Raw genomic sequence first — 12,002 nt, forward strand, 5'->3', positions numbered from 1 at the left:
CAATGGGGTTCGCAAGTACTTTTATGACAAAACTGTAAAAAAGATTTTTCACGCCGTTTTTGGCTAAATTTCGCTCATGCCGCGCGGCTGAACAGGTGGTACTTCTTCTTGCCCAGACGAACGATAAAGAAACGTCCATGCAGAGCATTTTCAGAAGTAAAAACCGTCGCCGGCTCGGCATTGCTTTCCATGCCAACACCGGCACCATTCACTAATACCGCGTTGCGACCCAGCGCATCTTTTACCGGTTTGCCGGAAGGCGCCATTCCCGCCTCCACCAGCAGGTGGATCAGGCTCAGCTCACCAAATGTTTCCGGTAACTCTGAACTGGGCAGGCCATCCAGGCGCAGCTGCTCCAAGTCACTTTCGGACAGATCCTTCAGGTCGCCGGAGAACAGCGCGTCCGAGATTCGCTCCGCAGCGGTCAAACCTTCCTCTCCGTGTACCAAGCGGGTTACTTCTTTTGCCAGAATACCCTGCCCCTCTGGACGACCAGCGCGTTCACTGTCAGCCTTTTCAATCTCGTCGATAGCATCCACGCTCAAGAAGGTGAAGTAACGCAGGAACTTGTACACGTCAGCATCCGCGGTATTCAGCCAGAACTGGTAGAAGGCATAGGGCGAGGTGCGCTGGGGATCCAGCCAGATGGTGCCGCTTTCGGTCTTGCCGAATTTGGTGCCATCCGCCTTGGTCACCAGCGGCAGGGTCAGCCCAAAGACCTTTCCTCGATGCTGGCGACGGGTCAGGTCTACACCGCCGGTAATATTGCCCCACTGGTCGGAGCCACCGATCTGCAGGGTGCAGTTGTGGCGCTTGTACAGCTCGGAGAAGTCCATGGACTGTAAAAGGATGTAGGCAAACTCGGTAAAGGAGATACCTTCGCCTTCACGCTGGATCCGCTGCTTGACGGACTCTTTGTTCACCATATTGTTGATCGAGAAGTGCTTGCCGACATCGCGCAGGAAGTCGAGCACGTTGAGATCTTTGGTCCAATCCAGATTGTTGACCACCATGCCAGGGTTATCCTCGGCATCGAAGTCGACAAATGCACTGACCTGATTCTTGATCTTCTCAACCCAGTTCGCCACAACGTCAGGGGTATTCAGTGAGCGCTCCTGCGCTTTGAAGGAGGGGTCGCCAATCATGCCGGTTGCGCCGCCAACTAGCGCAATCGGTTGATGACCTGCCGCCTGAAACCTCTTGAGAGTCAACAGCGGGACTAGACTGCCTATATGCAGGGAATCCGCAGTGGGATCAAAGCCGCAATACAGTGTGCGACTATCTTCTGCCAGGTGCTGTTCCAGCTCGCCATCACCAGTGGCCTGATTGACCAGCCCGCGGCGCGTAAGATCTTCCAGCAGTGTCGCATCCACTCCGGCCATGGTATCCCCTTGCGATAAATTCAGATGTGCTCTAGACAACCCGCGAATCCACAATCGACGGGCAAAAATTGGGCTGCAAATGTACCGAATCCTGCGCTAAATACAAGCGGCGCCGCGCACTGGCGCGGACCGGCCCGGTTTCGGGCTCACAACCGGATTTTGTGGCAAGACAGAGGAACCGAATCATGGACAGACAGGTCAATTACCCCGTGAACCAGGGCGTGAATTTTGTTATAAAGTCGTCCCGGTGTTCGTTTTTTAGGCACAACCGCCGGAACCCAATTAAAACTAACGTCAGCGCTACCCCCGTTTAAGATCATGCAGAAACAACGCAAGAACCCACGCCTGCTGGGCGCACTGGGCAAACATTTCCCTCGCACTCACGCTCTGGCCGCGGGTGCAGCCAGCTTTGCCCTGGCGCTGACGCTCTTCGTATCCACCCCGGAAGTGGAAGCCAAGCGGACTTCGCTGGAGGTTTCCCTCAGCACCCCGGTAGATCTGGTACAGGCGGCGCCCGCAGAAGCCGCGGCGTCTACCGATGCGCCCCAGAGTGTTATGGAAGGACTGCGGGTGGTACAGGAAACGGTACGCAACGGCGATACCCTGTCCGATCTGTTCCAACGTGCCGGCATCAGTAGCGCCGAGATGTACCAGCTGCTGTCCAGCGGTAAAGAGGCAAAGCAGCTGGCCAAGCTGGTACCTGGTGAAGAGCTGACATTCCAGATCGACGGCGAGGGCAGCCTGCAAAGCCTGGAGCTGCATCGCGACCGCCTCAGCAAGGTGGAATTCAGCCGCGACAACTCCGATCAGTACAAGTACGCCCTGCACCAGCGCGAAGCGGAGCAGTACACCGCATTCCGACAGGCAAAGATTGAGAGTTCACTGTTTGTGGACGGCACCAAGGCCGGCCTGAGCAATAATCTGATCATGGAAATGGCCGACATCTTCGGCTCGGATATCGACTTCGCTCTGGACATTCGCAAGGGCGACAGCTTCAGCGTGATCTTTGACGAGAAGTTTCTCGACGGCGAGAAGATCGGCAATGGATCGATTCAGGCGGTGACCTTTACCAACCAGGGCAAGACCTTCAGTGCGGTACGCTATACCGACAGCAACGGCGACACCAACTACTACACCCCCGACGGCAAGAGCATGCGCAAAGCCTTTATCCGCACCCCGGTGGATATCGGCCGCATCAGCTCGCACTTTAACCCGCGCCGTCTACACCCGATCTTTAAAACCCGCCGTCCGCACAACGGTACCGACTACGCGGCCCCGCGCGGCACTCCGGTGTACTCCGCTGGTGACGGTCGGGTCATCAAGGCCGGTTACAGCAAGGCCAACGGCAATTACGTGTTCATCCAGCACGGCGAGCGCTACATCACCCGCTACCTGCACCTCAACAAAAAACGTGTGAAGCGCGGTCAGCGGGTCAAGCAGCGTCAGGTGATTGGCACCGTGGGCTCTACCGGTTACGCAACAGGCCCGCACCTGCACTATGAATTCCTGGTGGATGGCCATCACCGCAATCCGGCCACCATTGTGCGCAAGCTTCCCAAGGCGAAAGCCATTCCCAAATCGGAGATGGCCCGCTTCCAGACCCAGACCCAGCCCCTGATGGCGCAGCTGGAACGCTTCGAGCAGCCCGCACTGGCGCAGAACAGCGACGAGAAGGACTCCGTAAACTGAATGACGGACCTCTACATTGGCCTGATGTCGGGCACCAGTGTCGACTGTATCGATGCGGTATTGGCGGAGTTTACCGAGATTGACGGCGAGCTCCGCTGCCACACCCGGGCCGCCCTGGGGCACCCCATCTCAAACGAGATGCGCGAGGCCATTCTGGCGCTCTGCGCGCCCGGCCCTTCTGAACTCGACCGCGCAGGGCAACTCGACCGTCGCCTCGGCCAGGAATTTGCCGCGGCCTCCCTGGCTGTATTGCAAAAAGCCGGCGTAAAGCCGTCTGCAGTCAAGGCCATAGGCAGTCACGGGCAAACCGTGCGACACAGACCCCCGGGCAGTGTTTCCACCCCCTTTTCCCTGCAACTGGGCGACCCCAATACCATTGCAGCGCTGACCGGCATCACCACGGTAGCGGATTTCCGCCGTCGCGATATGGCCCTCGGCGGCCAGGGCGCTCCGCTGATGCCCGCATTCCATAACGCGGTATTCCGCACCAGCCGCGACCGTGCAGTGGTCAATATCGGGGGTATGGCAAATATCACCGAGCTGGCTGCCGATGGCCAGGTACGAGGGTATGACACCGGTCCCGGCAACGCGCTGCTGGATTACTGGGTAAAACTGCACCTCGGCAAGCCCTACGATGCCGACGGCACCTGGGCGGCAAGTGGTGCCCCCCACCCCACACTGCTCAATCGCCTGATGGGAGATCCCTTTTTTGCCGCGCCGGCGCCCAAGAGCACCGGCCGGGAAGCTTTCAATCCCAGCTGGCTGGAACGCGCCAGTGCAGGGCTGGAAGTGCCCCCCGCTGACGTACAGGCCACACTGGCGGAAGTCACCGCGACCTCTATCGCCAATGGCGTGCATGAATTCGCCCGCGGCGGCGAGCTGCTGGTATGCGGCGGCGGCGCCCGCAATGATGACCTGATGGAGCGTCTGCGCAGACGCCTTCCCACGTGGTCGGTAACCGCTACGGACGAGTACGGGATTGATGCGGATTGGGTAGAAGGAGCGGGCTTTGCTTGGCTGGCCCGACAGACCATGCTCGGTATGCACGGCAACTGCCCGGCAGTGACCGGCGCCGACAAAGAGACCGTTCTGGGCGGGATATATCCCGCCTGACGTCAGGTCTTGCTGGCGCGGAAAAGCCCCGGATTCAGATAGAGAAAGAAGATCCGCAGCCGCAGGTAGCGGACGCGTTAGGGTTCTGGACCACGAAGCGCGAGCCAGACAGCCCCTCTTCATAATCCACACTCGCACCCACCAGATACGGGTAGCTCATGGCGTCGACCAGGACCTGGATGCCGTCTTTTTCGACTACAGCATCGTCCTCGGCCACCAACTCGTCAAAGGTAAAGCCATACTGGAAGCCGGAACAGCCGCCGCCAGTAACAAACACGCGCAGCTTGAGCTCCGGGTTGCCTTCCTCTTCCAGCAGCCCTTTGACCTTGGCAACGGCCTTCTCGGTCACCTGAACGGGATCGGGAGAAAAGGAAACAGCTTCAGACATAAATCACTCTCGAAACAAGTTTGCAGTCGACGCCACGAAGGCGCGACTGCCCACTGCCGGATGACAGCGGTGCGGGCGCATTATGGGTAAACCCCAGCAAACAGGTCAAGTATTGCCAGTCTGAACGGGTTTGGCCAGCCGCGCCCGTCACATTATTCCGCGTCGATGGTTGCCTCTTCGGAATAACCCAGCATACGGGGCTCGCTGGTGTTGTCGACTTCGACATTGGATACCAGGGAACCGTTGACCTGGGCGCCCTTGACCATTTCGATCAGTTTGTAGTGGACATTGCCCTCAACAATCGCCTTGGAAGCCAGCTCCAGGTGACCACTTGCGTGTACGTCGCCTTTCACGTTGCCGTTGACCACCACGTTGGGCACACGGATTTCACCCTCGACTACACCGCCATCGACGATCTGCAGACGGGCATCACTGTCACTGTGCGCACATACGTTCCCGTTGACGCGACCTTCGATGACCAGATTGCCGCGGAAGTGCAGGTCGCCGGTTACTTCGGTGTGACGCGCGATCAGAGTCGTATTGTTGCCACCAGTGCTAGCCATAGTTTTCTCTTTCTTTTTCAACATAATTCAACCAAAACCTCATGAATTGAGCGGAGTCTGGTCACTCCATTGGCGCGCTGCTGCGCCCGCTTCAGCAATCAACTCTGCTGCACCAGCCAGCCGTAGCGCTGGTCAATACTGAAACCTTTGCGCTTGCTGGATTTGAGCGACAGCTCGACGCCTTCGGGTACAAAGCCCTCCGGCAACTGTAGCTCTCCCTCGATATTCTGGAAGTACTTGAATCGCAGGGGGATAGACTCGCTCTCCACCTCCGACGAGAGATCAGCCAGAGCGTAACGGCGCGCTTCGCCATCCACCTGACCAACGATGGTAAAGCGCACCGCACCGGTCACCACCTGATGACGGGCCGCAGACTGCTGAACCAGTAACTTGTACTGATAGCGACGCTCGCCCGCTTCGGAAATACTGAAACGGCCGATGGATACCCCATCGCTACCCTCTGAGGGCGCCATGATGCCGCGGTAGAAGGAGATTTCCTGACGCAGCTCAGCGATCTGGTTTTCCTTCGCCACCAGCTCTGCGCGTACAGACTCACTTGCCTGCTCGCCAATGGCCACGGACTGTTCGGCGGTGGCCGCGCGCACTCGCAGGCTCTCGATCTCGGTGCGCAGGCGATCCACCTCCTCCATAGACCTGACGTGAGCCCGGGTTTTCTCATCCAGGTTTTTACTCAGCTGGTACTGACCCGCAAAAAAAGCGCCTGCACTGGTAGACAGCACCAGCAGGGTCACCCCCAGCACAGAGAAAATCCCGTGGATGGGCCTGTGGGGCACCACCTTCATACGGTATTGCTTGCTGCCTTTAACTTTGCGCGTCATGGATTCCGGATAGTGTCTTTTTTGTGTGGATTCTGTGTCGTGTATTTATCTATCGAGCCACTGCCACCGATTCTAAGGCAGCAGTGCCGGGCTCTCCAGCCCCTGGTTCTCATTTAGGCCAAACATGATATTCATATTCTGTACCGCCTGGGCAGAGGCCCCCTTGGCCAGATTGTCGATGACCGAAAGGACAACAACCGTATCGCGCCCCTGAGGCCTCAGCACCGCCAGGCGACACACATTGGTGCCCTTTACGCTGCGCGTCTGCGGGTGACTGCCGGCCGGCATCACATCCACAAATGGCTCGCTGGCATAACGCTGCTCGAACAGCTGTTGCAGCGCCTCTTGGGCAGCCTCGGCGGCGGCCGGGTTCTTCAGCTTGGCGTACATGGTGGCGTGGATACCGCGCACCATCGGCAACAGGTGGGGCACAAAGGTCAAATCCACGGCACCGCCAGCCGCTAGCCCCAGCCCCTGCTCGATTTCCGGCAGGTGACGATGGCCCGCGGCAGCATATGCGCGGAAGCTGTCATTGTTCTCCGCAAACAGCAGATCGGTTTTGCCCTGGCGACCCGCGCCACTGGCACCACTGGCCGCATTGGCGATCAGCCCTGCGGGCTCAACCAGCCCGGCCTCCAACAGCGGGATCAGGCCCAACTGGATTGCAGTGGGATAGCAACCCGGGCAGGCAATCAGCTGGGCATCACCGATTTGCGCCCGATTGACTTCCGGCAGGCCGTACACTGCCTGCGCGGCCAGCTCGGGACAGGCGTGCTCCTGCCCGTACCAATGCTCCCAGGTGGGGATATCCTGCAAACGGAAATCTGCGGACAGGTCAATGACCCGAACACCGCGCGCCACCAGTTCCGGCACCTGCGCCTGAGCCACACCGTGGGGCGTGGCAAAGAAAACCACATCGCAGGCGGCCAGCGTATCGACATCCGGGGCGGTGAACTTCAGATCGTAGTGACCACGCAGGCTGGGAAAGAGTTCCGCGACCGGGGTGCCCGCTTCCGCACGGGAGGTAATGGCTCGCACCTCCACCCCGGAATGGCCCGACAGCAGGCGCAGCAACTCTACGCCGGTATACCCTGTTCCACCTACGATTGCCGCTTTGATGACGCTCACTTCTGTTCCTCGCTGATCACTGTCCCTGGGGGAGCCCACGCCGCCCGCTGCTGGCGGGCCATGTCCCCTGTATACTGAGCCGTGCACTCTACCATAAGCCACCGAATTTAAAGGACTAACCGTGCGGCGCCGCCAGCAGTCAGAACCCCAGGCCTTCTCCGCCCCCCTTCCCCATTTGAGCCGCGGCGGGTTATTAGAGCGGGCGCGGACGCAGCTGTCCGCACAGCAGGCGCTGTCCCTGCTGGTGCTACTGGCCCTGATCATCGGGATCTGCGCGGGACTGGTGGTCATCGGTTTTCGCCAGCTGAGCGAGGGACCGGCGATCCTCTACCTGCCGCAACTGGAAGACTTTGAGTCTCTGCCCCCTACATGGCGTTTTGCCCTGCCCGTGGGCGGCGCCCTGTTACTCGGGCTGATATTCCAATGGATCGCTCCGTCCGGGCGCCCCACCGGGGTGGTGCATGTGCTGGATCGCCTGCATAACCACCAGGGCAAAATGCCCTTAAAAAATGCCATCTTACAGTTCCTCGGGGGAGCACTGGCGCTGCTCAGTGGCCAGTCGATTGGTCGCGAGGGCCCCTCGGTACACCTGGGAGCCGCCAGTGGCAGCTGGGTCGCATACCGCCTGCGCCTACCCAACAATACCGCGCGCACCCTGCTCGCCTGCGGTGTGGCCGCAGCCATTGCCGCCTCATTCAATACACCGCTGGCGGGAGTGATCTTCGCCATGGAAGTGGTGATGCTGGAATACACCGTGGCCGGCTTCCTGCCGGTCATGATTGCGGCGGTCAGCGGCAGCGCGGCCACCCGTCTCGCATTCGGCCACCAGGCAGCATTCAGCGTTCCCGCTTCGCAACTGGAATCCCTAGCGGAACTTCCGATCCTGTTTGTGTGTGCACTGGTGATTGGCGCCCTGGCCTCGCTGTTTATCGTCAGCCAGCGCCGCCTGGTACCGCTGCAGCAGAAGCATTCACCAATATTGCGATTCCTTCTGGCGGGCATAGTCACCGGCCTGCTGGCGCTGTGGGTACCGGAAATCCTCGGCACCGGTTACGACACCCTGGAGCTGGCGATGCTCGGGCAACTCGGGATTGCCGCATTGTCTGCCATCGTTCTCGCCAAACTTACCGCCACGGCCCTGGCCACAGGCCTGGGGATTCCCGGCGGTGTTATCGGCCCGAGCCTGATCCTGGGGGCCTGTATCGGCGGTGCCGGCGGTCACCTGGCCAACCTGTGGCTGGGAGCGGCCACCGCCAGCCCCGGGCTCTATGCCATGGTGGGGATGGCGGCAATGATGGCAGCACTGCTCAATGCACCGCTCGCCGCATTGCTTGCGATTCTGGAGCTGACATACAACCCGAACGTGCTGTTTCCCGGCATGATGACCATCGTGGTGGCCTGCCTGATCAGCCGCCAGCTGTTCTCCTGCGAGGGGATTTACCAGGAATCACTGCGCGCCCTGGGCAAAAGTGGCACCCCCAGCTGGCGCGCGCAGATGCTGAGCAGAGTGGGGGTCGCCAGCGTGATGGAGCGCGCGGTAGTGGTCACCCCGCAGCGACTGGAGCGGGCTCATGCCGAGCGACTGATCGAGCAGCAGCCCGCCTGGCTGTTGATCGGTGGCGTCGATACCCCGCAGGCACTGCGCACCGCGGACCTCGCCAATTTCCTGCAGCGCCCGCAAAAAGAACCGGAGGCAGAAGACACCCCTGCCAGGGAAGAAGAGAAAGTCGACCTTTTGCGACTACCCGGCGAGCGACTGCAACTGGCACCACTCAGCTGGCGCGCCACCCTGCTGGAGGCCCAGGAGCAGCTGGAGAAACACGGCGCCGACGCCCTGTATATCGGTCGCGACTACGACCAGGGGAACCCGGGTGTACTGAATAGCGACGTGGCGGGTATCATCTTGCCGCAGCAAATTGAACACTACTATCGACAGTAATGGTCAGCGGTGAAAGCCGGCGACATACTCTGAACAAATAACAAACCGGACTGCGTTTCGGATAAGGAGCATCAATGCTTTGGGTCAAGGCTTTTCATATCGTCTCCATGGTGTGCTGGTTCGCCGCCTTGTTTTATCTGCCGCGTTTGTTTGTGTATCACGTAGATGCGACCGATGCACTGAGCAAAGACCGCTTCTGCATCATGGAGCGACGCCTGTATCGGGGCATCGCAATCCCATCGATGATTGCCACTATCGTATTCGGCGTGTGGCTGATCACCTTCAATCCCGATTACTACAAATCCGCCGGCTGGCTGCACGCCAAACTGACCCTGGTGGTGCTGCTGATCGGCTACCACCATATCTGCGGCGCCTACGTGAAAAAATTTGCCGCTGGCACCATCAGCAAAAGCGGCCGTTTCTTCCGTATCTTCAACGAGCTGCCAGTGCTGGCCCTGCTGGCGATCGTGATACTCGCCGTGGTCCGGCCTTTCTGAGCACGGGACCAAAGATCCTGGGAGCCAAGGGGCGCCGTAGGGCACCGAAGCGTCCGTGCCCGGCCAATGGCGAGACTAGAATAACTACATCGCTATTCAGGTCCTGAACGGTTATGGATACACGCCAGCCCATTATTCTCACCGTCACCCACCACGACCCCAGTGGCAGTGCGGGTATCACTGCGGATACGGAAACTGCCGCCAGCCTCGGCTGCCACTGCACCTCGGTGGTATCCGCGATTACTGTGGGCGACACCCGGGATCTGGCCGGCGTCGCGCCGGTGGACGAAAGCCTGCTGGTGGAGCAAGCCCGCGCGGTACTCGAAGACATGCCGGTAGCGGCCATCAAAATCGGCTACCTCGGCTCGGTGGAGAACGTGCATGCGCTGCACAGCGTGCTGCGCGACTACCCGGATATTCCCCTGATCATCGACCCCGACGCCACCCTTGCGGACAAGGAAAGCCTGCTGGCACCGCCGCTATGGAGAGCCATGTGTGACCTGCTGTTGCCATTGGCCACCCTGGTAGCGCCGAACCGTCGCGAGGCGCGCGCCATGGCGGGTGAGGCGGATGTGCACGATGCTCAGGCCCAGGAGTTGCTGGAGACCGGTTGTCGCTACCTGTTGCTCACCGGTGTACCGGCCGCCGACCAGCAACTTGAAAATCGCCTGTACGAAACCCGCGGACTGCTGCGCGAATTCCGCTGGAAACGCTTGCCACCGGCGGCCTACGGCGTGTGCGGCACCCTGACCACCGCCATCGCCTGTCATATTGCCCACGGTCTGAACATTCTCGAGGCAGTGAACCGCAGTCAGCAGTTCACCTGGAGCGCCATCGCCGGCAGCCGTCGTCTGGGTATGGGCCGACCGGTACCAAACCGGCTGTTCTGGACCTGCAAGGACTGAAGCCCCAACTCAGCCTTTCTCGCTTCCACTACCAATCCGGGCACTCCCGGGTTGATTCCTGTTGCGCAAACCGCGCCGGCGTTTGCGGCAAGCCCCGGCGGTGAAGATAATACGCGCAACTTTAAATGCCTTTTCCATCCCATCTTTAAATCCAACCCGGTTCCCGAATAGCTATGAGCAAGTCCGAATCCCTCTTCGCCGAAGCCCAAAAAGTCATTCCTGGTGGCGTCAATTCACCAGTCCGCGCCTTCCGCGCAGTGGGCGGCACGCCTGTATTTATCGAGCGCGCCGAGGGTGCCTACCTCTACGATGCCGATGAAAAGCGCTATATCGACTACGTTCAGTCCTGGGGCCCCATGGTGCTGGGGCACGCGCATCCGGACGTGATCGAGGCGGTGGTTGAGCAAGCGCAGTCTGGCCTGAGCTTTGGTGCCCCCACCGAGCTGGAAACCGAGCTGGCGGAAGAGCTGTGTCGCGTGTGGCCGAATATGGACCTGGTGCGCTTCGTGAACTCCGGTACCGAAGCCACCATGAGCGCCATCCGCCTGGCCCGCGGCTACACCGGCCGCGACAAGATCGTAAAATTCGAGGGCTGCTATCACGGCCATTCCGACTCCCTGCTGGTAAAAGCAGGCTCCGGTGCCCTGACAATGGGTGTACCGTCCTCCCCCGGCGTACCCGCTTCGCTGGCAGATCACACCATTACCCTGACCTACAACGATATCGAGGGTGTGAAAAAGTGCTTCGCTGAAATCGGCGATCAGATCGCCTGCATCATCGTCGAGCCAGTGGCGGGCAATATGAACTGCATCCCGCCGGTGCCGGGCTTTCTGGAAGCGCTGCGCGAGGTCTGCGACCAGTCCGGAGCGGTGCTGATCCTGGACGAGGTAATGACCGGTTTCCGCGTCAGCCTGACCGGAGCCCAGGGCCACTACGGTATCGAGGCGGACATCACCACACTGGGCAAGGTGATCGGCGGCGGTATGCCGGTGGGCGCCTTCGGTGGTAAACGCGAGATCATGGAGCAGATAGCACCGCTGGGCCCGGTCTATCAGGCGGGCACCCTGTCGGGTAACCCGATGGCGATGGTCGCCGGCCTGGAAACTCTGCAGCTGATTCAGGAGCCGGGCCTCTACGACACCCTGACCGAGAAAACCGACCGCCTGGTGGCAGGGGTTCTGGCTGCGGCGAAAGAAGCGGGTATTCCGCTTACCGCCAACAAGGTAGGCAGTATGTTCGGTTTCTTCTTTACCGATGCGGATCAGGTGACCAATTACCAGCAGGTCATGGCCTGCGATACCGAGCGCTTCAATCGCTTCTTCCATGGCATGCTGGAAGAAGGTGTTTATCTCGCCCCGGCATCTTACGAAGCCGGCTTTATGTCCGCCGCGCACAGCGACGAGGATATCGAAGCCACCATTGCTGCGGCGCGCAAGGTGTTTGCACGCTTGGATTGAACGGGCCCGAAAAGCCCCCACCCCGGATCATCACTTTGAATCGAATCAAGTGGCGGCACCGCTAGCGGGGGCAGGTTTACGAGACACGCCGTAAACCCATCC

11 protein-coding genes are annotated in these 12,002 nt (G+C 60.1%); 6 read left to right on the forward strand and 5 right to left on the reverse strand.

Annotated elements, in window-relative coordinates; genetic code table 11:
- Positions 1-74: 74 nt before the first annotated feature.
- The gene (gene tyrS, locus B4U49_RS03470; RefSeq protein WP_078083185.1) at positions 75-1,382 is read right to left on the reverse strand and encodes a tyrosine--tRNA ligase; all 1,308 of its coding nucleotides are present in this window, start codon (positions 1,380-1,382) and stop codon (positions 75-77) included.
- A gap of 318 nt (positions 1,383-1,700) precedes the next feature.
- Here tyrS and B4U49_RS03475 point away from each other — a divergent pair, with 318 nt between their 5' ends.
- Both B4U49_RS03475 and B4U49_RS03480 read left to right on the forward strand, forming a co-directional pair.
- Positions 1,701-3,071 carry a peptidoglycan DD-metalloendopeptidase family protein gene (locus B4U49_RS03475; RefSeq protein ID WP_078083186.1) on the forward strand — a complete coding sequence of 457 codons (1,371 nt, stop codon included), beginning with the start codon at positions 1,701-1,703 and terminating at the stop codon, positions 3,069-3,071.
- A complete protein-coding gene (locus B4U49_RS03480) occupies positions 3,072-4,184 on the forward strand; it encodes an anhydro-N-acetylmuramic acid kinase (RefSeq protein WP_078083187.1) in 1,113 nt (370 codons plus the stop codon). It begins immediately after the preceding gene.
- Between the two features lie 34 nt (positions 4,185-4,218).
- On the opposite strand, the gene erpA is transcribed toward B4U49_RS03480, so the two are convergent.
- From erpA to argC, 4 genes are all read right to left on the reverse strand, one after another.
- Positions 4,219-4,572 (reverse strand): iron-sulfur cluster insertion protein ErpA, encoded by a 354-nt coding sequence (erpA, locus tag B4U49_RS03485; protein ID WP_078083188.1) that lies wholly within the window; start codon positions 4,570-4,572, stop codon positions 4,219-4,221.
- 152 nt (positions 4,573-4,724) lie between these two features.
- On the reverse strand, positions 4,725-5,135 hold the full coding sequence (locus B4U49_RS03490; protein ID WP_239692459.1) for a bactofilin family protein: 411 nt from the start codon (positions 5,133-5,135) through the stop codon (positions 4,725-4,727).
- A gap of 98 nt (positions 5,136-5,233) precedes the next feature.
- Positions 5,234-5,974 carry a DUF6776 family protein gene (locus tag B4U49_RS03495; RefSeq protein ID WP_078083190.1) on the reverse strand — a complete coding sequence of 247 codons (741 nt, stop codon included), beginning with the start codon at positions 5,972-5,974 and terminating at the stop codon, positions 5,234-5,236.
- Positions 5,975-6,046: 72 nt separating this feature from the next.
- Positions 6,047-7,102, reverse strand: coding sequence for an N-acetyl-gamma-glutamyl-phosphate reductase (gene argC / locus B4U49_RS03500; protein ID WP_078083191.1), 1,056 nt, complete (start codon positions 7,100-7,102; stop codon positions 6,047-6,049).
- 121 nt (positions 7,103-7,223) lie between these two features.
- Between argC and B4U49_RS03505 the strand changes: the two genes are divergently transcribed.
- The 4 genes from B4U49_RS03505 (at position 7,224) to hemL (ending at position 11,900) form a co-directional block, all read left to right on the forward strand.
- Positions 7,224-9,041: a chloride channel protein gene (locus B4U49_RS03505; RefSeq protein WP_078083192.1), complete on the forward strand. Its 1,818-nt coding sequence runs from the start codon at positions 7,224-7,226 to the stop codon at positions 9,039-9,041.
- Between the two features lie 74 nt (positions 9,042-9,115).
- Positions 9,116-9,538: a protoporphyrinogen oxidase HemJ gene (hemJ, locus tag B4U49_RS03510; protein ID WP_078083193.1), complete on the forward strand. Its 423-nt coding sequence runs from the start codon at positions 9,116-9,118 to the stop codon at positions 9,536-9,538.
- A 113-nt stretch (positions 9,539-9,651) separates the two neighbouring features.
- The gene (gene thiD / locus B4U49_RS03515; RefSeq protein ID WP_078083194.1) at positions 9,652-10,443 is read left to right on the forward strand and encodes a bifunctional hydroxymethylpyrimidine kinase/phosphomethylpyrimidine kinase; all 792 of its coding nucleotides are present in this window, start codon (positions 9,652-9,654) and stop codon (positions 10,441-10,443) included.
- A gap of 173 nt (positions 10,444-10,616) precedes the next feature.
- Positions 10,617-11,900 carry a glutamate-1-semialdehyde 2,1-aminomutase gene (gene hemL / locus B4U49_RS03520; protein WP_078083195.1) on the forward strand — a complete coding sequence of 428 codons (1,284 nt, stop codon included), beginning with the start codon at positions 10,617-10,619 and terminating at the stop codon, positions 11,898-11,900.
- The last annotated feature ends 102 nt before the right edge of the window (positions 11,901-12,002 follow it).

Origin of the sequence: Microbulbifer mangrovi (assembly GCF_002009015.1) — a bacterium.
In the GTDB taxonomy this organism is placed as follows: domain Bacteria; phylum Pseudomonadota; class Gammaproteobacteria; order Pseudomonadales; family Cellvibrionaceae; genus Microbulbifer; species Microbulbifer mangrovi.

Coding starts and splice junctions, on each gene's coding strand:
- B4U49_RS03495 (WP_078083190.1), bottom strand. CDS start 5,974: ATGACGCGCAAAGTTAAAGGCAGCAAGCAATACCGTATGAAGGTGGTG.
- B4U49_RS03490 (WP_239692459.1), bottom strand. CDS start 5,135: ATGGCTAGCACTGGTGGCAACAATACGACTCTGATCGCGCGTCACACC.
- tyrS (WP_078083185.1), bottom strand. CDS start 1,382: ATGGCCGGAGTGGATGCGACACTGCTGGAAGATCTTACGCGCCGCGGG.
- thiD (WP_078083194.1), top strand. CDS start 9,652: ATGGATACACGCCAGCCCATTATTCTCACCGTCACCCACCACGACCCC.
- erpA (WP_078083188.1), bottom strand. CDS start 4,572: ATGTCTGAAGCTGTTTCCTTTTCTCCCGATCCCGTTCAGGTGACCGAG.
- hemJ (WP_078083193.1), top strand. CDS start 9,116: ATGCTTTGGGTCAAGGCTTTTCATATCGTCTCCATGGTGTGCTGGTTC.
- B4U49_RS03475 (WP_078083186.1), top strand. CDS start 1,701: ATGCAGAAACAACGCAAGAACCCACGCCTGCTGGGCGCACTGGGCAAA.
- B4U49_RS03480 (WP_078083187.1), top strand. CDS start 3,072: ATGACGGACCTCTACATTGGCCTGATGTCGGGCACCAGTGTCGACTGT.
- hemL (WP_078083195.1), top strand. CDS start 10,617: ATGAGCAAGTCCGAATCCCTCTTCGCCGAAGCCCAAAAAGTCATTCCT.